13 protein-coding genes are annotated in these 17,757 nt (G+C 71.8%); all 13 read left to right on the top strand.

The genetic code is table 11. The features are described 5' to 3' along the window. Window positions 1-84: 84 nt before the first annotated feature. The 13 genes from Q0R13_RS12590 (at window position 85) to Q0R13_RS12530 (ending at window position 17,676) form a co-directional block, all read left to right on the top strand. On the top strand, window positions 85-1,089 hold the full coding sequence (locus Q0R13_RS12590) for a hypothetical protein (protein WP_293904398.1): 1,005 nt from the start codon (window positions 85-87) through the stop codon (window positions 1,087-1,089). Next, entirely contained in the window at window positions 1,086-2,426 is a 1,341-nt protein-coding gene (locus Q0R13_RS12585; protein WP_293904396.1) for a TolC family protein, read from the top strand. The genes Q0R13_RS12590 and Q0R13_RS12585 overlap by 4 nt, the downstream gene beginning before the upstream one ends. After that, window positions 2,423-3,337, top strand: coding sequence for a hypothetical protein (locus Q0R13_RS12580; RefSeq protein WP_293904394.1), 915 nt, complete (start codon window positions 2,423-2,425; stop codon window positions 3,335-3,337). Before Q0R13_RS12585 ends, Q0R13_RS12580 begins: the two co-directional genes overlap by 4 nt. Window positions 3,338-3,339: 2 nt before the next feature. Then, a complete protein-coding gene (locus Q0R13_RS12575) occupies window positions 3,340-6,414 on the top strand; it encodes an efflux RND transporter permease subunit (RefSeq protein WP_293904446.1) in 3,075 nt (1,024 codons plus the stop codon). A gap of 29 nt (window positions 6,415-6,443) precedes the next feature. Beyond that, a complete protein-coding gene (locus tag Q0R13_RS12570; protein WP_293904392.1) occupies window positions 6,444-8,843 on the top strand; it encodes a TonB-dependent receptor in 2,400 nt (799 codons plus the stop codon). A gap of 13 nt (window positions 8,844-8,856) precedes the next feature. Further along, the gene (locus Q0R13_RS12565; RefSeq protein ID WP_293904390.1) at window positions 8,857-9,375 is read left to right on the top strand and encodes an RNA polymerase sigma factor; all 519 of its coding nucleotides are present in this window, start codon (window positions 8,857-8,859) and stop codon (window positions 9,373-9,375) included. A 76-nt stretch (window positions 9,376-9,451) separates the two neighbouring features. Beyond that, entirely contained in the window at window positions 9,452-10,480 is a 1,029-nt protein-coding gene (locus Q0R13_RS12560) for a FecR domain-containing protein (RefSeq protein WP_293904388.1), read from the top strand. Between the two features lie 329 nt (window positions 10,481-10,809). Further along, window positions 10,810-12,039 (top strand): hypothetical protein, encoded by a 1,230-nt coding sequence (locus tag Q0R13_RS12555; protein ID WP_293904386.1) that lies wholly within the window; start codon window positions 10,810-10,812, stop codon window positions 12,037-12,039. Then, window positions 12,032-13,366 (top strand): lipopolysaccharide biosynthesis protein, encoded by a 1,335-nt coding sequence (locus tag Q0R13_RS12550; RefSeq protein ID WP_293904384.1) that lies wholly within the window; start codon window positions 12,032-12,034, stop codon window positions 13,364-13,366. The genes Q0R13_RS12555 and Q0R13_RS12550 overlap by 8 nt, the downstream gene beginning before the upstream one ends. Beyond that, on the top strand, window positions 13,366-14,514 hold the full coding sequence (locus Q0R13_RS12545) for a glycosyltransferase family 4 protein (RefSeq protein ID WP_293904382.1): 1,149 nt from the start codon (window positions 13,366-13,368) through the stop codon (window positions 14,512-14,514). Before Q0R13_RS12550 ends, Q0R13_RS12545 begins: the two co-directional genes overlap by 1 nt. A gap of 145 nt (window positions 14,515-14,659) precedes the next feature. After that, window positions 14,660-15,337, top strand: coding sequence for an MtnX-like HAD-IB family phosphatase (locus Q0R13_RS12540; RefSeq protein WP_293904380.1), 678 nt, complete (start codon window positions 14,660-14,662; stop codon window positions 15,335-15,337). A 17-nt stretch (window positions 15,338-15,354) separates the two neighbouring features. After that, window positions 15,355-16,743 carry an aminotransferase class III-fold pyridoxal phosphate-dependent enzyme gene (locus tag Q0R13_RS12535; RefSeq protein ID WP_293904378.1) on the top strand — a complete coding sequence of 463 codons (1,389 nt, stop codon included), beginning with the start codon at window positions 15,355-15,357 and terminating at the stop codon, window positions 16,741-16,743. 48 nt (window positions 16,744-16,791) lie between these two features. Next, on the top strand, window positions 16,792-17,676 hold the full coding sequence (locus Q0R13_RS12530) for an arginase family protein (protein ID WP_293904376.1): 885 nt from the start codon (window positions 16,792-16,794) through the stop codon (window positions 17,674-17,676). Window positions 17,677-17,757: the final 81 nt, after the last annotated feature.

The raw sequence follows: 17,757 nt of genomic DNA, 5'->3' as shown, positions 1-17,757 counted from the left end.
CACCAACATTGGGGATCGACAATCTGCCGGCCATGCGCGCCGCACCCGCCGGCCGGTAGAGAAGCGTGACGAGGGAGAACCAACATGATCGCTTCACGGGTCGCCGCGCTCTGTCTGGCCGCCATGGCCGTTTCCACGGCCGCGGCCGCCGCCACGCCTGTCTACCGCGTCATAGACCGTATCGCGGCGCCCGGCGGGCGCTGGGACTATGTGCGGGTGGATCCCGCCCACAACCGGGTCCTGGTGGCGCACGGGACGTCGGTCACCGCGGTCGATCTCACCACCAACGCCGTGACCTCGGGGCTCGCGCCAGGCCTGCTGCTGCACGACACAATGCCGGTCGGCGTCGGCGCGGAGTTCGTGGTGACCGACGGCGGCGCGGGCAAGGCCATGTTCATGGACGGCAAGACAGGCGCCCTGATCGTGGCGGTCCAGGCCGGCAAAGGGCCTGACGCCGCGGCCTATGACGCCCACTCCGGCCTGGTGCTGGTGATGAACCATGCGGGTGGCGACATCACCCTGATCGACGCCAAGACCCACGCGGCGGTCGGTACGGTGGAGGTCGGCGGCGACCTGGAGGCCGCGACGGTGGACGGCGCCGGCAAGGCGTTCGTCAATGTCGAGAACATGAACGAGATCGCGGTGGTCGACCTGGCCGCACGCAAGGTGACGGCCCGCTACGCCCTGACCGGCTGCGACGGGCCGACGGGCCTGGCCTATGACGCCGCGGACCAGATGCTGATCGCGGCCTGCGACGGATCCACCGACTTCGTCGACGCCAGGACCGGCAAGGTGTTGCAGACCCTGGCCACTGGCAAGGGGGCCGACGGCGTCGCCTTCGATCCGCATCAGAAGCTGGCCTTCGTGCCCTCCGGCCGCGCCGGGACCCTGGCCGTGGTGGCCGTCAGCCGCGGCAAGTCGGCCGTCGTCCAGACGCTCCAGACCCAGGTCAGCGCGCGGACCATCGGGCTGGATGAACGGACCGGCCGCGTCTACCTGCCCTCGGCCGAGTACGGCCCACCGGCCGCGCCCGGCGGCCGGCCGACGCTGGTCCCCGGCTCCTTCCACCTGATCGTCGTGGGCAAATGAGCCGAGCCTGGGTGCTCGCCGGGGCCGCCGTGACCCTGGCCGGCTGCGTCCACTACACCCCCGCGCCGCCGCATCCGGAACGGTTCGCGGCCACGCTGGAGGCGCGGCGCCTGGACGAGAAGCCGCCGGGGGCGACCTGGAGCGGGGCCGACCTGCTGGCCGCCGCCCTGGCGCGCAATCCGCGGGTGGCCGAGGCACGGGCGAAGTATGCGACGGCGCTTGCCGCCGCCCGGACCGCCAAGCTGATGCCCGGGCTGACCCTTACCCTGACGGCCGAATATGCGGACGAGCATCCGCACTGGGGCGGCGGGGCGGCCGCGGATATTCCGCTCGACACGGTCGGCCGGCGCGGCGCGCGGGTCACCACCGCCGACCTGCAGGCGCTGCAGGCCTGGTACGACTATGGCGAGGCGGTGTGGGCGGTGCGGACGGCCCTGGAGAAGGCGCGCGTCGACCTCGACGGCGCGCGGCTGGAAGCGGGCCTCACTGAGCGCGCCGTGGCCCTGCGCCGCGAACGGCTGGAGCGGCTGGCGCGGCGGGTGAGCGCCGGCGAGGACGAGCGGACCCTGGCGCTGACCGCCCAGACCGAGCTGGCGGCCGCCGAGCGCAGGCGGGTCGACGCGCAGGGCCGCGAGACGCAGGCGGTCGTGGACCTGGCCAAGGCGCTGGGTGTCGCGCCGGCGGCGGCGCGCGATCTGCTGCTGGCGTCGGCGGAGGAACCCCCGCCCCTGAACGGCCTGCCGCAGTGGCGGCGCGACGCGGCCCTCTCACGCAGCGACGTGCTGCGCACCATCGCCGACTACGACCTGGCCGAAAACGCGCTGCGGCTCGAGGTGGCCAAGCAGTATCCCGAGGTCCGTCTCGGGCCGGGCTACATGTACGACCACGGGGTCAACAAGCTGCCATTCAGCCTGGCGCTGGTGCTGCCGACCTACGACCTGAACCAGCGCGCGATCGCCCAGGCGGAGGCCGCGCGGGCGGCGGCCGGACGCGCGCTGGACCTGACCCAGGCCAATGCCTTGGCCGCGGTCGACACCGCGGCGGGGGCGCTGGCGACGGCGCGGGCGAACCTGGATCGCGTCAGCGCCCGTGAGCTGCCGGCGGCGCGGCGGGCGCAGCAGAACACCGCCCGCTCGGTCCGCGCCGGCGAGGCCGACCGCGTGGACGACCTGGCGGCCCAGGCGGCCGAGCTGGACGCCGAACTGAACCTGCTGGACGCCCGCCGGGCGGCCCGGACGGCGGGCGCCGAGCTGGAGGACGCGCTTCGCCGGTCCTTCGATCCGGCCGAGACCGCCGTGCTGCAGACCACCTTGACCCGGCCCGGAGGAGCCCCATGACGACTTCGATACGGGCCCTCGCCCTGGCGCTGAGTCTCCTGCTCGTCGCGCCGGCCAACGCCGCTGCCGGCGTGATGCTGAAGATCGACGCCGCCACGCAGGGGCGGCTGGGAATCGTGACCGCCCCGCTGACCGCCGCCAGCCGCGCGATCACCGCCAGGGGCTTTGCCCGGGCCATCGACGTGGTGCCGCTGGCCACCCTCGACGCGGACATCGCCGCGGCCGCCTCGGCGCTGGCCGCCTCCGCGGCCGAGGCGGCGCGGACGCGTAGGCTGAACGCCGCCGACCAGACGGTCTCGAAGAAGGCGGCGGAGACGGCGGCCGCCCAGGCCCGCGCCGACGCCGCCAAGCTCGGCCTGCTGCGCCGCCGGCTGGGCCTGGAATGGGGGCCGTCGATCCAGGCGCTCTCCGACGCCAGGCGCGGGCAGCTGATCGCTGACCTCGCCGCCGGACGCGCGACCCTGGTGAGGATCGACTCCGCCACAGGCCTGTCGCACCTGCGCGGCGCGGCGACCCTCGATCTTGGCGCGGGGGTCGTGGCCCATGCCGCCATCCTCGGTCCGGCACGGGTCGGCGATCCGCGGCTGCAGTCGACCGGCCTGCTGGCCCTGGTGAGCGGCGCTGAGGCCCTGCGGCTGGGCGTCGGGGCCGTGGCGCCGGCCACCATCTCCGAGGGCGCCGCAACCCGCGGCGTGATGATCCCTCGGGCCGCCCTGCTGCGGACCGCCGGCCAGACCTTCGCCTACGTCCGCCGCGACGCCGGCAGCTTCGAGCGGCGGCCGGTCACCGGCGGGCTGAGCGATCCCGCCGGCCTGTTCGCGTCCGGCGGCTTCCGGCCGGGCGAGCAGGTCGTGGTCAGGGGCGCGGCCCAGCTGTTCGCCGCCGAAACCCCCGCGCACGGGGCCGAGTGAACATGCTCTCCGCCATCGTCGGCTGGACCCTCAAACGGCCCCGGCTGGTCATCGTCGCGGCCATGATGCTGCTGATCTACGGCGCCATCGTGCTCAGCCACGCCAAGCTGGACGTGTTTCCCGATTTCGTCCCCGCCCAGGCCGAGGTGCAGACCGAGGCCCCCGGCCTCACGGCCGAACAGGTGGAGCAACTGGTCACCCGGCCGGTGGAGCAGTCGGTGAACGGCGCGGCGGGAGTGGCCTCGGTCCGTTCCGAATCGATCGCCGGCCTCTCGGTGGTGAAGGTGGTGTTCGCCGAAGGCTCCGACCCCTACCGCGCCCGCCAGGTGGTCACCGAGGCGCTGAGCGAGATCGGCGGCCTGCCGGCGGGCGTGTCGGCCCCGAAGGTGACGCCGCTCACCTCCTCGACCATGGACCTGCTGAAGATCGGCTTCACCTCCGAGCGGCTGACACCGATGGAGTTGCGCGACCTGGTCCAGTGGACCATCCGGCCGCGCGTGCTGTCCGCGGCTGGGGTGGCGCGGGCGACAGTTTACGGCGGCCAACTGCGGCGGCTTGAGGTGCGGGTGCGCCCGGAAGACCTGGCGGCGCGCGACCTAAGCCTGGCCGACGTGCTGGCGGCGGTGAAGGCCTCGACCGGCGTCTCCGGCGGCGGCTATATCGACACCCCGCAGCAGCGCATCCTGATCGAGCCCCGCGGCCAGGCGACCAACGCCGCCGATGTGGCCGCGGCCCCCTTGCCCGCCGTGACCGGCGCGTCGCCGGCCCGGATCGGCGACGTGGCCGAGGTGGTGGATGGCGCGGGTCCGATGAACGGCGACGCGACGATCATGGGCAAGCCCGGCGTGCTGCTCTCGATCTCCAGCCAGTACGGGGCCAACACCCTGGACGCGACCCACGCGGTCGAGGCGGCGATGGCCGAGCTGGCGCCGTCGCTCAAGGCCCGGGGCGTGACGGTCAACATGGGGCTGCACCGGCCCGCCAACTTCATCTCCGCGGCGCTCAAGGGGATCGCCGACGACCTGGCGATCGGGGCCGTGCTGATCGCGGTGGTGCTTTTCTTGTTCATGCGCGACCTGCGCGCGGTGGCGATCGCCTTCGTCTCCATTCCGCTGGCCCTGCTGACCGCGGTGATCGTGCTCGACCGGATGGGCTCGACCATCAACACCATGACCCTGGGCGGGCTGGCCGTGGCGCTTGGGGTGGTCGTCGACGATGCGGTGATCGGAACGGAGAATATCGTGCGGCGCCTGCGCGCCATGGGGGAGGGCGCCTCGCCGGCCGACGTCATCCTCCACGCTTCCGTCGAGGTCCGCGCGCCGGTGATCTACGCGACCCTGATGCTGGCGCTGGTGCTGCTGCCGGTGCTGCTGCTGCACGGGCTGCAGGGCGCGTTCTTCTCGCCGCTGGCGGCGTCCTTCATCATCGCGACCCTGGCCTCGCTGGCGGTGGCGGTGCTGGTGACCCCGCCGCTGGCGCTGCTGCTGCTGAACCGGGCGCGGCTGCATGACGAGCCGCGCGGCCTGGTGCGGACCAAGGACTGGCATCGGCGGATGCTGACCCGCGCCATCGCCGGCCCGCGATGGGCCCTGGGCGTCACGGCGGTGGCCGCCATCGCCACCGTCGCGGGGTTCCTGGTGTTCAACTCCGAGCTGCTGCCCAGCTTCCGCGAGGGCCACTTCGTGCTGGGCGTGCAGGGGCCGCCGGGCACCTCGCTCTCGGTCATGCGCGACTATGGCCAGCGGATCACCAAGGACCTCCTGGCCATCGACGGCGTCGCCGACGCCGAGCAGCAGATCGGGCGCGCCGAGGGCGGCGAGGACACCTGGGGCACGGAGAAGAGCGAGTTCCATGTCGAGCTGAAGCCCGGCCTCTCCGGCAGGCGGCAGGACGAGATCCAGGCGTCGATCCACAAGGTGCTGGACAGCTATCCCGGCCTGACCACCGAGGTGCTGACCTTCCTGGGCGACCGGATCGGCGAGTCGTTGTCCGGCGAGACCGCCGCCCTGGCCGTGGGCGTCTATGGCGCGGACCTCGACACCCTGGACAAGACCGCCGCCCAGATCGCCGCGGTGCTGGAGAAGGTGCCGGGGGCAGTGGACGTCAAGGTGCAGACCCCGCCCTCGACGCCGGTGGTCCGCGTCGATCTCGATTTCCAGGCGCTGGCGCGCTACGGCGTCTCGCCCGCCGACGCGCTGGACGCGGTGCAGACCGCCTACCAGGGCGCGACGGCTGCCCAGATCTTCCAGGATATCCGCGCCATCGACATCGCCGTGACCACCACGCCGGAATTGCGCCAGGACCCCGAGGCGGTCGGCGACCTGCTGATCCGGTCCAGCGCCGGTGTCGCCGTGCCGCTGAAGTCCATCGCCAAGGTCTACCTGACCGAGGGGCGCACCTCGGTGAGCCATGACGGCGGACGGCCCCGCCAGGTGGTCACCGCCAATCCGGTCCCCAAGGACGTGGCCAAGGTCGCCAAGGCCGCGCAGAAGGCCATCGCCGCCCAGGTGAAGCTGCCGCCCGGGGTCTATATCGACTACACCGGCACGGCCCAGGGCGCGGCGGCGGCGCGCAAGGAGCTGCTGTTCAACACCGGCCTGGCGGTGGCCGGCGTCGTGGCCCTGCTGCTGCTGGCGTTCGGCAGCGGCCGCTCCACCGCCCTGATCCTGGGCGCCACGCCGTTTGCGCTGGTGGGTGGGGTGATCGCCGTGGCCCTGACCGGCGCCACCCTGTCCCTGGGCTCCCTGGTCGGCTTCGTCACCCTGTTCGGGGTCGCGGCGCGCAACTCGATCCTGCTGATCTCGCACGTCGAGCATCTGATCGAACAGGAAGGCCACGACTGGTCCGTGGACACCTTGCTGCTGGCGACGCGGGAACGGGTGACGCCGATCCTGATGACCGCTCTGGTCACCGGCCTTGGGGTCCTGCCGCTGGCGATCTCGACGGGCCAGGCGGGGCGGGAGATCCAGGGGCCGATGGCGATCGTGATCCTGGGCGGTCTGGTGACGTCGACCATCGCCAGCCTTGTGCTGCTGCCATCGCTCACTTGGCGCTATGGTCGCGCGCCGGCCAAGTGAGTCTGGCCGAGGAGCGGCGTGCGACGAGGATGACGACCGGCACATTTTGGCGCTTCGGCGCCCGCGCCGGACTGGCCGGCGGCCTCTGGCTGGCGGCCACGGCCGCCTGGGCCGAGCCGGCGCACATCTTCCGGCTGCCCGCCGAGGACGTGGACCGGGCGCTCGTCCGCTTCGGCGTGCAGGCGGGCGTCTCGATCGGCGGCTTCCCGGTCAGCGGCTGCGCGGGCCCCAGCCATGAGGTGATCGGCGTGCTGACCCCGTCGGGGGCGCTCCGCCGGCTGCTGCCCCAGGGCTGCACGTTCGAACGGATCGACGCCCGGGCGTTCCGGATCTCCTCGGAGCGTCCCGCACGGCCCGCGCACGCGCCGCTGCCCGCAGAGACGACGGCGACGACGGCGGACCTCGACGAGGTCGTGGTGACGGCCGAGAAGCGCCGCGAGCCGTTGCGCGGCAGTCCGTTCGCGGTGACCGCGCTCACCAGCGACGAGATCGAGCGTGTCGGGGCCAAGGACTTCGCCGCCGCGGCGCTGCAGTTCCCGGGCGTCGCGGAGACCAACCTGGGGCCGGGCCGCAACAAGATCTTCATCCGCGGCATCTCGGACGGCGCCTTCACCGGCCGCACCCAATCGACCGTCGGCCTCTACCTCGACGACGTGCCGATCACCTACAACGCGCCGGACCCCGACCTGCGGCTGGTGGATGTCTCGCAGGTGGAGGTGCTGCGCGGGCCGCAGGGCACGCTCTACGGTTCGGGGTCGATCGGCGGCATCGTCCGGATGGTCACCAACCGACCGGATCCGACCGGCTTCGCCGCAAACCTGCTCGTCGAGGGGATGCTCAACGAGCGCGACGACCGGTCGTTCGGCGCCGAGGCGATGCTGAACGTCCCCCTGTTGAACGGGCAGGCGGCGGTGCGCGGCGTGGCCTATGTCGACGAACTCGCCGGCTATCTGGACAACCCCCGCCTCGGCCTGAAGGACGTCAACCACGGTCACCGGACCGGCGGGCGTCTCGCGGCGTGGGTGGCGTTGCCCGGCGGCTGGCAGGCGCAGGCGAACTTCGACCACCAGGAGATCGCGACCGCCGACAGCCAGTACACCCAGGGCGCCGGACGCCTCATCCGCGACGCGGCGATCCTCGAGCCGCACGACAATGACTTTACCCTGATCGGCGGAACCCTGGCGCGTTCGGGCTCGTCCGCGGAGGTCCGGATCTCGGCCGCCTACATCGACCACGACCTGTCGACGCGCTACGACGCGACCGGCGCCTTCGACCTGCGGCGCACGACCGTCGCGGCGTTCGACGAGAGCCAGGAGGTCGAGCTGTGGGTCGCCGAGGCGGTGGCGACCTCCGCGGGCCCGACCCGCTTCCGCTGGCTGGCCGGGGTGTTCGGCTCCATCTCCAACGACGCCAGCGGCGGCATCCTGGATGCCACCCTTTCCGGTCGCACCGCCCGGCCGGTGTTCCTGCGCAATGACCGTCTGAAGGAGGCGGCGGTGTTCGGCGAGCTGACCTATGACCTGACCGGCCGACTCACCGCCACGCTCGGCGGCCGGTTCTTCGCCACCCGCGTGGAGAACGAGTCGGGCAGCTTCGGCCTGGCCCGACCGCCGCTGGCCGACGTCCGCGCCCATCTGACCGACGAGGGTTTCGCGCCCAAGGCCCGCCTCAGCTACGCCTTCGCGCCCGACCGGATCGTCTATGCCCAGGTGCAGGACGGCTACCGCGCGGGCGGCTTCAACGTGCCCTCCGCCGCGGACGGCAAGGACACCGGGCCCAACGTCGCCGGCTACCGCCCGGACCGCCTGCGCAGCTACGAGATCGGCGGCGAGGCGACGCTGTACGATGGCCGGCTCACGGTGCGAGGCGCGGTCTTCGTCGCCGAGTGGCACAATGTGCAGACCGACCAGTTCCGCACCTCAGGCCTGCCGGTCACGCTCAACATCGGCGATGGCTACAACCGCGGCGTGGAACTGGAGGCGGTGTGGAAGCCCGACCGCCACTGGCGGCTGCGGTTCAGCGGCCTGGTCGACGATCCGCAGCTGACCCGCACCAGCGACGTGTTTCCCGCGCGCGTCGACATCGGCCTGCCGGGCGTTGCGAAGGAAACGGCCTCGGTCGATGTGAGCTATGGCTGGCGCCTGCCGTTGGACCTCGACGCCGAGGTCTCGAGCCAGGTCTCCTATGTCGGGCGCTCGTTCCTGACCTTCGATGGGGGCACCGCGAGCTCCATGGGCAACTACGGCGAAGGCCGGATCGCCGCCAGCGTCCGCGGCGCGCGGTGGCGGGCCGAGGCCTATGTCGAGAACGTCACCGACGAGGCCGGCGACACCTTCGCCTATGGAAATCCGTTCAGCCGCACGCGGGCGCGCCAGATGACGCCGCTGCCGCCGCGCACCTTCGGGCTTGCCTTACGTCGCAGCTTCTAATTGAACGTCGCCGATGACGGACGCTCGATCCGCCCTGCTGGCGGCCTATCTTGAGCGGCGCGGCGACCTCACGCGCTTCTTCACCCTGCGCCTGAAGTCGGCGGCCGCCGCCGAGGACCTCGTGCAGGACATCTACCTGCGCATCGCCGCCGTGGAGCCGAGCGTCGAGGTGCGCAATGCGGCGGGCTATCTGTATCGTCTCGGCTCCAACCTGATGCTGGACCGGATCCGCGGCGAGCGGCGGAGCGCGGCGCGCGACCATGAGTGGCGCGACAACCACCGCACCCTGATCGGATCGGACGAGGTGTCGGAGGATCCGTCCGCCGACGACGCCGTGGCGGCCCGCCAGCGGCTCGCGGCCATCGTCGCCATCGTCAGCGAACTGCCCGAACAGACCCAGCGAGTGTTCAGGATGCACAAGTTCGAGGGCCTGAGCCATGCGGAGGTCGCCCAGGCGCTGGGAATCTCGCGCAGCGCCGTGGAAAAGCATTGCATGACGGTGCTCAAGCGGCTCGCCGAACGGCTGAATTGAGCAATTTGGAGGCGATCCGGGCGCGGCGGCGTCATTTGTTCGAGGGCGTGCGAAATACGTCCAGAGCGTGGGATCTATGACCGGCAGGCGCGACGAAGATGGACCGATGGAGGTGGCCCAGCAGGCCGCCCATTGGTTCGCCCGCCTTCTGGACGACGCGGCGACCGGCGACGACTGGCTGGACTTCGAAACGTGGCTCGCCGCCGCGCCGTCGCATCAGGCCGCCTACGCGCGGCTGGAAGGTCTCTGGGTCGAGCTGGACGAGGTGGCCGACGCGGTCGCTGCGGCGCTGGACGCGCCGGTGTCCCTGGACGCCCGTCGCGCGGCGCGGGCCCGCCCCACCCTTTCGCCTCCCGCCCCGCCCCGCTCCACGCTGTCTCGCCGGGCCTGGCTGGCGGCCGGCGCCGGCCTGGCCGCGAGTGTCGCGGTCGGCGCCTTCACAATCGCCAATTGGCCGAACTCCCCCGTCGAAACCTATGTCACGGCGGCCGGCCAGACCCGTCAGCTCACCTTGGCCGACGGCAGCAAGGTGTGGCTGAACGCCGCCTCGCGCCTGGACGTCCGGTTCCAGCGCGGCGCGCGGCGGGTGCAGATGGCCGACGGCGAGGCGGTGTTCGACGTCACCCACGATCCGTCGCGTCCCTTCCTGATCGATACCGGCGACCGTGAGGTGCGGGTGGTCGGCACCGAGTTCAACATCCGCCAGCGCGCCGACGCCTTCGCGCTCAGCGTCCGCCGCGGCCTGGTCGAGGTGCGGCCGTCCGGTGCGCCCGACGCGACCCCGACGCGGGTTCCGGCCGGACAGGGCCTGAGCCACCGCAAAGGCTCGGCGCAGGCCGTGATCGCCGCCGCGGAACCCGAGGCCGCGTTCGCCTGGACCCGCGGCCAGCTGGTCTATTCCGCCGCTCCGATGAACCAGGTGGCCGCCGACCTGTCGCGAAGCCTTGGCACGCCCGTGCAGGTGGCCGACGCGGCGACCGGGCGCCTGCGCTTCTCGGGCGTCCTGGCGCTTGACGACAAGGACGCCCTGCTCCGGCGCCTGGAAGCCTTCGCCCCGGTGCGCGCCGAACGCGGCCCGGGCGGCGTTGTTCTGCATCGCCGCTAGGGTCCGAACTCAATTTGACCTTTGCAATTGCAATGCTTTCGACAACGCCACCCGCTCATCCCGGCGAAGGCCGGGACCCAGATCCGATGGCTGGGATGCGGGTTGGACAGGCTCGGCGCGCCTGGCGCCCATATCTGAGCCCTTCCATCTGGGCTCCGGCCGTCGCCGGGATCAGCGGTATCGGGTACGGACCCTGGGGCGTGTCGGGCAATCCTGGAGGGTTCGGCCTGATCGGACGCAGGCGGCCCTACCTGTAACAAAAGGTCTGTAGAGACCGGTCGGGCGGGCCCGTCCTGAGGCGGTTCCCGGCTGGCGGCGTCGAATCGAATATGCGGATCGGGTTCCTCTTCAACCACGACCAGGTGCACCAGGTCGCGCACAGCCTGCCGATCGCGGTGGCGCTGGCGCGCGGCGGCGTCGATGCCGAGATCGTGGTGGCCACCACCAATCCGCGCCTCAGCGCCGAAGTGGTCCGCCTGGGCGAGGGCCTCATCGGCTCCGCCATCGAACTGGTCGAACTGGGGCTGAAGCGGCGGGCCAGCCGGCTGGCCAAGGGCGTGCTGGAGGCCCTGCTGCCGGCCAGGAAGCTGCTGATCTACGGCGATAACCTGGACTTCTTCCGCGGTCTCGACGTCCTCGTGGTGGCCGAGAAGACCTCGCTGGTGCTGAAGACCCGGCACGGGCTGAAAGACCTGCGGATCGTCCACACCCGGCATGGGGCCGGGGATCGCGCCGTCGGCTTCGACGCCGCCAGCGCCGGGTTCGATCACGTGCTGGTCTCGGGCATGAAGATCCGCGACCGGCTGGTGAGCGAGGCGGGCGTCGATCCGCAGCGCATTTCGGTGGTCGGCTACCCGAAGTTCGATGTCGCCAGGCGGGGCGGCAGGGCGCGGCCGCTGATCGACGACGGCCGCCCGGTGGTGCTCTACAACCCGCATACTGCGCCGCATCTGTCATCGTGGTACACGATGGGCCGGCAGGTGCTGGACTGGTTCGTCGAGCACGACGAGTATCACTTGATCTTCGCGCCCCATGTCATGCTTTTCGAGCGACGCCTGGTCCTTACGATCGACAAGCTGCGGGCCGATCGGCCCGGGCGTATCGACGAGCGCTACCTGCGCGCGCCCAACATCCACATCGACCTGGGCAGCCGGGCCTCGACGACCATGACCTATACCGACCGCGCGGATATCTACCTCGGGGACGCCAGCAGCCAGGTCTACGAGTTCCTGTTGCGGCCCCGGCCGTGCCTGTTCCTCAATCCGCATCGGCTGGCCTGGCGGGGCGATGCGAACTTCGCGCACTGGCAGGCCGGGCGGGTCATCGAGACGGCGGCGGAGCTGGGCCCGGCCCTGGCGCGCGCGCCGGCCGAGCACGCGACCGCCTACCGGCCGGTCCAGCAGGCGATGTTCGCGGCCAGTTTCGACCTGACCGAGGAAGCGTCGTCGGTGCGCGCGGCCCGCGCCGTGGCCCGGTTCGCGGGGTTGTCCACGGCGGGGCTGTCGACGGCGGGCCTGGCGGCGCCGCCCGAGGACAGCCGCCGGCTCGCCCATGCCTGAGACGTCCGGGGGAAGCGTCGTCGGCCGGATCTACGGCAACCTCGGGCGGCTGTTGGGCGGCAAGGCGGCCGCCGGGCTGATCAGCCTGGGTTACATGGCGATCTCGGCCCGCGCCCTCGGCCCGGCCGACTACGGCGTCCTGATCCTGGTCCACACCTATGTGATGACGGTGGGCGGGATCATCGAGTTTCCCGGCTGGCATGCGGTGGTGCGCTATGGCGCCCAGGCCCTGGCGGCCGACGACCGGGCCCGGCTGACCCGCCTGCTGGTATTCGCGGGCCTGGTTGAGCTGGCCGGCGGCGCGCTGGCGGTGATCGTCGCGGCCTTGCTGGCGCCGATCCTCGGCCCCCGGCTGGGCTGGTCGCCGGTCGCGATCGCCTTCGCCGCGCCCTACAGCTTGGCGGTGCTGGCTTCGATCCGGGCCACGCCGGCCGGATATCTGCAGCTGACGGGCCGGTTCGATCTGCTGGGCGCGCACAATGTCGTCGCCCCGGTCGTACGCCTCGCGGGCGCGGCGGCGGCGGTGATGGCGCACGCCGGCCTGCGCGGCTTCCTGATCGCCTGGCTGATCGCGGCGCTGGCGGAGTGGGCGGCCATGTGGGCGCTCGGCGCCTGGGCCGCGCGCGGCGAGCTGGCGGCCTTCGACCGGCGCGGCGGGCTGTCCATGGTCGCGGAGGAGAACCGGGGCCTCTGGCGCTTCATGTGGGCGGCCAACGCCGACATCACGCTCTCCGAGTTCGTGGGTCGCGCCAGCCCGCTGGCCGTCGGCTGGCTGCTGGGTCCGGCCGCCGCGGGCCTCTATGCGGTGGCCCAGCGCGCGACCGCGGTGCTGTCGCAGCCGGCCCAGATCCTGGGTCAGGCCGCCTATGCCGAGCTGGCCCGGCTGGCGGCGGCGGGAGATCGCGGCCCGCGCATCCGGGCGGCCCTGTGGCGGGCCATCGCCATCGCCTTCCTGGCGGCGACGCCGGTCTGCCTGGTGATCGGTCTGTTCGGCACGCGCCTGGCCGTGCTGATGGCGGGGTCGGCGTTCGCCGCCGCCGGAACCGTGATGCTCTGGCTCACCCTGGCGAAGGCCCTGCAGCTCGCGGGGCCCCCGATCAGCGCGGCGCTGACCGCGCTCGGGCGGCCCGGCCTGTCGGTGAAGGCCAACCTGATCAGCGGCCTGGGGCTGTTGGTGCTGCTCCCGCCGCTGCTGGCCTGGCGCGGCCTCGAAGGGGCCGGGCTGCACGCCGTCCTGCAGGCGGGGATTGGAATCGCGCTGCTGGCCATCGCCGTCTGGCGGGAGACCCGTGGCGACGCGCTGCCGCTGGCCGGGGCGCGCCTCTAGTGCGGATCGCCTACCTCATCAACTCCCTGGAAGGCGGCGGCGCGGCCATACCGGTCCCCGCGGTGGCCAAGGTGCTGCAGGCGCATGGTGCGAGCGTCGAGATCTACGCCTTGACCCGCCGGGACGGCCGCGCGGCGGCGGCCATGGAGGCCGCCGGCCTGCGGGTCCACGTGCGCGACGGCGGCGAGAAGGATCACCTGGCCGCGTTCCGATGGCTGGATCTGCAGATGGCCCTGGGACGGCCCGACCTCATCTGGACCTCGCTGACCCGCGCCACGCTGCTGGGGCAGCTGGTGGGAAAGCGGCGCGGCCTGCCGGTCGTGAGCTGGCAGCACAACGCCTTCCTGAAGCCCGCGAACCGGCTCCTGCTGCGCGCGACACAGAGCGGTTCGGCGCTGTGGATCGGCGATTCCCACAGCGTGACCGCGCTCACCGGCCAGCGGCTGGGCGTCGCCTCCGACCGCTTGATCGCCTGGCCGCTGTTCGCGGCCGACGCCGACGCGCCCCAGGCCAGGCCCTGGCGACCGGGCGAGGTGCTGAAACTGGGCGCCCTGGGCCGGCTGCATCCGGCCAAGGGCCACGACGTGCTGATCGCCGCCCTGGCGCGGCTGCGCGCCCAGGGGTTCCGCCCGATCGCCCCGTTCGAGATGCGGATCGCCGGGGACGGCGCGCAACGCCCGATGCTGGAGGCGGCGCTGGCCGCCGCGGGCATCGACAATGTCCGGCTGACGGGATTTCACGGCCGGCCAAGGGACTTCCTGGCCGACCTGCACCTCTACCTGCAGCCGTCGCGGACGGAAGGCCTGTGCATCGCGGTCCACGAGGCGATGCAGGCCGGCCTGCCCACGCTGGTCTCCGCGGTCGGCGAGATGCCGTACAGCGTGCGTGACGGGGAGACCGGCCTGGTCGTGCCGCCGGACGACCCCGACGCCCTGGCCCAGGCGCTGATGTGGCTTTTGAGCCACCCGGAGCGGTTGGCGGGCATGGGCGCGGCGGCCCGGGCGCGGGTGCTGGATCGTTTTGGCGGCGCATCGTTCGCGCAGGCCGGCGGCGCGGTCATGGCCCGTCTTCCGGTGCGGCCCGCCGAGGGCGCGACGGCCCCCGCGGCCCCTTCACGGCGCCGCCAGCAAAGCGGCCTATCCGCCTGATGTGGGCCGACGAATCGCTATCCAGCGTCGGCGCGCCGCATTAGGCATTATTCGACAAGCCGTGAGGGACCTGCCATTCGGCGGCGTCATCAAATCATAACGGGCGCGCTCACCGCCGGCTCGCCGGGGGGCGTTCGGGAGTTCGATGCGTATAATTTGCGATTTCGACGGGACGATCACCCGACGCGACACCACTGACTTGGTGCTTGAGCGCCTGGCCGATCCCGCATGGCGTGCGGTCGAGGACGACTGGGTCGCCGGGCGGATCACCGCGGCTGCGTGCATGCGCGCGCAGATCGCCCTGATCGGCGGTTCACGGTCCGATCTCGACGCCCTGCTGGATACGGTGGAGCTGGACCCCGGCTTCGTCGCCTTCGTCGCCTGGTGCGGCGAGCAGGGTTTCCCGGTCAGCATCGTCAGCGACGGCGTCGACCACTTCATCGACCGGATCCTGGCGCGGCACGACCTGGCCTACCTGCCGGTGATCGCCAACCGCCTCGCCGGCGACGCTGGGGCCTGGGCGCTGGAACAGCCCTGGAGCCGCGATGGCTGCGCCGCCGGATCCGGGGTCTGCAAGTGCGCCGCGCTCGGCGCCTGGTCGGACGGGCCCGCGGCGCCGCTGACCGTCTATGTCGGCGACGGCCGCTCGGACTTCTGCGTCTCCAGCCGCGCCGACCTGCTGTTCGCCAAGGACGCGCTGGCCGACTACGCCACGGCGCGGGCCCAGGACTTCATACCTTTCGACAGCTTCGACGACGTGACCCGGGCGCTGGTCCTGCGCCTGAGCGCCGCCCCCGCGGGCGCACGTGTCGCCACCCTTTGAGCCTTGAGGAATCTCGTATGTACGACGCACCCGCCCAGCTTACGGAGACCGAGCTCCGTGCCCTGGAAGCCGAGTATTGTTCGTGGGGCGACACCGTCCACTATCTCGAGCACCCGAAGTTCTTCGAGACCTGCGAAGGCTCGTACATGTACGACGCCGAGGGCACCGCGTTCCTGGACCTGCAGATGTGGTACTCGGCGGTCAACTTCGGCTATCGCAACCCGCGCCTGAACGCCGTCGCCCATGCCCAGCTGGACCGCCTGCCGCAGGTCGCCTCGCAGTACCTGCACCGTGAGAAGGTCGAACTCGCCGCCCTGATCGCCCGCGACGCCGAGGCCAAGTTCGGGTCCAAGGGCCGTGTGCACTTCAACGTCGGCGGCGCCCAGGCGGTCGAGGATTCGCTGAAGATCGTGCGCAATGCCTCGGGCGGAAAGAGCCTGATGTTCGCCTTCGAGGGCGGCTATCACGGCCGCACCCTGGGCGCTTCGGCGATCACCTCGTCCTACCGCTATCGCCGGCGCTACGGCCACTTCGGCGACCGGGCCCAGTTCATCGAGTTCCCGTACCACTTCCGCGGCCCCCGCGGCGTGAGCAAGGAAGAGTACGGCGAGGCCTGCGTGGCCAAGTTCGCCCGCCTGTTCGAGACCGAATACAACGGCGTGCTCGACACCAAGACCGGCCAGGCCGAATTCGCCGCCTTCTATATCGAGCCGATCCAGGGCACCGGCGGCTATGTCATCCCGCCGCTGAATTTCTTCACCGGAATCAAGAAGATCCTCGACCAGCACGGCATCCTGCTGGTGGTCGACGAGATCCAGATGGGCATGTACCGGACCGGCAAGCTGTGGTCGATCGAGCACTTCGGCGTCAGCCCTGACGTGCTGGTGTTCGGCAAGGCCCTGACCAACGGCCTGAACCCGCTCTCCGGCCTTTGGGCGCGCGAGGAACTGATCAACCCGAAGATCTTCCCGCCGGGCTCCACCCACTCCACCTTCAACGCCAACCCGATGGGCACGGCGGTGGCGCTTGAGACGCTGCGCATGTGCGCCGAGCAGAACTACGCCAAGACGGTCGCGGAGAAGGGCGCCTATTTCCTGGAGGGCCTGAAGGCGCTGCAGAAGCGCTGGCCGCAGATCGGCGACGTGGACGGCCTGGGCTTGGCCCTGCGCTGCGAGATCTGCCAGGACGACGGCTACACCCCCAACAAGCCGCTGCTCGACCGTATGGAAGAACAGGCGATGAAGGGCGATCTGGAGGCCGGCGGCCGGCGGATGGGCCTGATCCTCGACGTCGGCGGCTACCACAAGAACGTCATCACGCTCGCCCCCTCGCTGGAGATCACCTACGCGGAGATCGATCTGGCGCTCGAACTGCTCGACGGCTTGTTCAGACGCTGTGTGGGCTAGGGAGCGACGAGGTTGCAGGCCGCCCTGTTACATCTGGACGAGGCGCTGATGGCTCAGTCACGGCTGTGCCAGGCGGTCAGCGACGGCGGCGGCCGGGCGATGGACTGCCGTGACCTGGGTCCGGAGCTCAGGCTCTGGAGCCGTCCGGCGGGCCTGCAGCGGTTGCGCAACCGCCTGGCCGGGGCGCTGCCCGCGGCGGCCGGTCCGACGCTTGTCTTCTCCGGCTCCGGCGATTTCCACCACATCACCCCGCTGCTGCTGGCCCGCGCCCTCGAGGTCTCCGGCGAGACCGCGGTGACGGTGCTGCACTTCGACAACCATCCGGACTGGGTCAAGTTCGGACCGGGGGCCCACTGCGGGTCCTGGGTCGGCCTGGCCGCGCGGATGCCGCAGGTGGCCCGCGTGCTGACCATCGGTGTCTGCAGCTCGGATATCGACCGGCCCGCGTCCAAGGGCGCCGACCTGCAGATCGTCGAGGACGACCGGGTCGAGGTCTACGCCTACCACGCCGACGCCGCGCCGGACGCGATCACCGTCTGCGGTCGCCGCTGGCCGACCATCGAGGGGATGGGCGAGGCGGCCTTCGCGGATTTCCTGCCCGGCCGCATCGAGACCGACGCCGTCTACGTGACCATCGACAAGGACGTGCTGCGCGCCGACGAGGCCGGCACCAACTGGGACCAGGGCCGGACCAGCGTGGCCTTCCTCAGCACCCTGATCTCCCGCGCCCTCGAGGGCCGGCGGCTGATCGGCGCCGACGTGGTCGGCGACTGGTCGGCGCCCAGCTACGGCGGCGGCTTCGTCCCGTCGCTGCTGAAGCGCGGCGAAGCGACCCTGGACCAGCCCTGGCGCGCGCCCGCGCCGGCCGTGCTGGCCGGCAACGAGGCGGTCAATCTGGCGCTGCTCGATCACATCCTGGCGGTGGCGGGATGAGCGGGCGGCGGGTGGTAAGAGAATTGCAGACGCGTGGGCTGGACGCGGGGGCCAACCCGCGCCCCCCGTCCCCGCCAGAGG

It is taken from the genome of Phenylobacterium sp. (assembly GCF_025351295.1).
GTDB lineage: Bacteria > Pseudomonadota > Alphaproteobacteria > Caulobacterales > Caulobacteraceae > Phenylobacterium.
This window is presented reverse-complemented; position numbering and strand designations above follow the sequence as displayed.

What these genes read in the sequence shown, in the direction of transcription:
- Q0R13_RS12535 (WP_293904378.1), top strand. Translation starts at nt 15,355, where the DNA reads ATGTACGACGCACCCGCCCAGCTTACGGAGACCGAGCTCCGTGCCCTG.
- Q0R13_RS12560 (WP_293904388.1), top strand. Translation starts at nt 9,452, where the DNA reads ATGACCGGCAGGCGCGACGAAGATGGACCGATGGAGGTGGCCCAGCAG.
- Q0R13_RS12570 (WP_293904392.1), top strand. Translation starts at nt 6,444, where the DNA reads ATGACGACCGGCACATTTTGGCGCTTCGGCGCCCGCGCCGGACTGGCC.
- Q0R13_RS12590 (WP_293904398.1), top strand. Translation starts at nt 85, where the DNA reads ATGATCGCTTCACGGGTCGCCGCGCTCTGTCTGGCCGCCATGGCCGTT.
- Q0R13_RS12555 (WP_293904386.1), top strand. Translation starts at nt 10,810, where the DNA reads ATGCGGATCGGGTTCCTCTTCAACCACGACCAGGTGCACCAGGTCGCG.
- Q0R13_RS12585 (WP_293904396.1), top strand. Translation starts at nt 1,086, where the DNA reads ATGAGCCGAGCCTGGGTGCTCGCCGGGGCCGCCGTGACCCTGGCCGGC.
- Q0R13_RS12580 (WP_293904394.1), top strand. Translation starts at nt 2,423, where the DNA reads ATGACGACTTCGATACGGGCCCTCGCCCTGGCGCTGAGTCTCCTGCTC.
- Q0R13_RS12530 (WP_293904376.1), top strand. Translation starts at nt 16,792, where the DNA reads ATGGCTCAGTCACGGCTGTGCCAGGCGGTCAGCGACGGCGGCGGCCGG.
- Q0R13_RS12565 (WP_293904390.1), top strand. Translation starts at nt 8,857, where the DNA reads ATGACGGACGCTCGATCCGCCCTGCTGGCGGCCTATCTTGAGCGGCGC.
- Q0R13_RS12540 (WP_293904380.1), top strand. Translation starts at nt 14,660, where the DNA reads ATGCGTATAATTTGCGATTTCGACGGGACGATCACCCGACGCGACACC.
- Q0R13_RS12575 (WP_293904446.1), top strand. Translation starts at nt 3,340, where the DNA reads ATGCTCTCCGCCATCGTCGGCTGGACCCTCAAACGGCCCCGGCTGGTC.
- Q0R13_RS12550 (WP_293904384.1), top strand. Translation starts at nt 12,032, where the DNA reads ATGCCTGAGACGTCCGGGGGAAGCGTCGTCGGCCGGATCTACGGCAAC.